Source organism: Emticicia sp. (assembly GCF_049241225.1).
GTDB lineage: Bacteria > Bacteroidota > Bacteroidia > Cytophagales > Spirosomataceae > Emticicia.
In genome coordinates this window covers 1-1,415 of sequence record NZ_JBMLRC010000482.1, presented here as the reverse complement: position 1 = coordinate 1,415, position 1,415 = coordinate 1, and the positions used below count along the sequence as shown (strand labels likewise).

1 protein-coding gene is annotated in these 1,415 nt (G+C 37.0%); it reads left to right on the top strand.

Annotated features, from left to right (window positions below; translation table 11 throughout):
• Positions 1 to 12: 12 nt before the first annotated feature.
• A partial coding sequence (locus ACOVO2_RS25350) for an NFACT family protein (RefSeq protein ID WP_421772662.1) occupies positions 13 to 1,415 on the top strand: 1,403 nt, incomplete at its 3' end.

The window sequence follows — 1,415 nt, the reverse complement described above, 5'->3', positions numbered from 1 at the left end:
TAAAAAGAACTCGTGCAGAATAATTATTATTTCCTTCGTCAGCTTACCAAGCAAATCGAAACCAAGATTGTGGGTTTGAAGTTGATGGAATGTTTTAGTCAGGAAAAAGATGAATTGGTGTTTGGTTTTGCGGCGGCTCGTGGCAAAAACCGAAACTATAAAGAGTTTTATATCAAAGCCGTCATTTTGCCCGATTTTGCTTCTTTGTATTTTACCGATAAATTTGAACGTGCCAGACGCAACAGCGTTGATTTGTTTGAGCAGTTGATGGATTTAGAGGTTACGGGCGTTCGACAATTTCTGAACGAACGTTGCTTCGCAATAGATTTTGAGCAAGATTTTTCGATTGTTTTCAAAATGTACGGTACTCGCTCGAACCTTATTTTGTGTCATAATCAGGAAGTTATTGAGCTTTTTCATAGCAGAATTGTCAGTGATAAAAACCTAGTAATTAATGAGTTAGATAGACCAATCGACCAATCTTATGAGCGTTTTTTGAGCGAAAAACAAGATTACAGAAAACTATTTCCAACATTCGGGAAGCTTGTTAATGCTATTTTATCTGATGCCCTCACCCTAAATCCCTCTCCCGCAGGAGATGGACTTAATGAGTGGGAAGAAATTCAGAAAATAGTTGAGCAACTCGAAAATCCTCGTTATTATTTAGTGCGTTGGGAGCATCAATTGCACCTTTCTTTGCTACCAGTTGGCGAAATTATTCAAGAATTTGAGCAGCCAATTGAGGCAATGAATGCCTTTTATATTGCTTATAATAAACTCAATACGCTCGATGATGAAAAGGCTGAAGTACTGCGGAGACTCACCAAAGAAAAGAAGCAAACCGAAGCTTATTTACAAAATTCGTATCAGCGAATGGAATCGCTTGATTCGGAAATAAAAAATGAAGAAATTGGGCATATTCTGATGGCAAATTTGCACCAAATCGAAGAGCGAGCCGAACGAGTGGAGTTATTTGATTTTTATAGAAATCAGAATATCACAATCAAACTTCGCCCTGACCTTTCGCCACAAAAGAATGCAGAAAATTTTTACCGAAAATCAAAAAACGAAAAAATAGAGCTCGAAAAACTGATGGAAAACATCGAAAGTCGAGAGCAATTACTGACGGTCATCAATAATCATATCGAAGCTATTGAAACGGCCGAAAATCTAAAGACTTTACGTAATTATTTGAAAGCCAATGGATTATCGCCAAATACAAAGTTAAAAATTCAATCTTACAGAGAATTATTTAAGCGTTTTGAAGTTGAAGGATTTGAGATTTTAGTCGGAAAAAATTCTAAAAATAACGACTTGCTCACGCAGCAATATGCCTACAAAGAAGACCTTTGGCTACACGCCCGTGATGCAACTGGCTCACACGTAGTACTAAAATATCGAGCAGGTAAAAAATT